This is a genomic window from Paraburkholderia sp. SIMBA_054, assembly GCF_046534875.1.
GTDB classification, from domain to species: domain Bacteria; phylum Pseudomonadota; class Gammaproteobacteria; order Burkholderiales; family Burkholderiaceae; genus Paraburkholderia; species Paraburkholderia hospita.
The window spans coordinates 1-240 of the sequence record NZ_JAWRXV010001590.1; the positions used below are offsets into that span (position 1 = coordinate 1).

At 65.4% G+C, this 240-nt stretch carries 1 pseudogene; it reads right to left on the reverse strand.

Features of this window, described 5'->3' with window-relative positions:
- Window positions 1–240 (reverse strand): annotated as a pseudogene (locus SB822_RS60420) (hypothetical protein); the annotation flags it as partial.

Below are 240 nucleotides of genomic sequence, written 5' to 3' on the forward strand. Positions count from 1 at the left end.
CCGTCGCCTGCAACGTATCGACGCCGCTCGCGCCGCCGTTCTTCACGCCGAAGCTTTCATAGCCGCGCGCATAGACTTCGAACATCCGCTCGCCGAGACTGCCGAACGGCCGCCAGTACGCTTCGACACCGCCTTGCCAGTTGTTCGACGTACCCGGCGTCGGCGACGATGCATAGCCGGGCTGCATGCCCGCGCCGCGATCATTGAGCGACGCGTTAAAGCCCCAGTTGCGCGTGACGT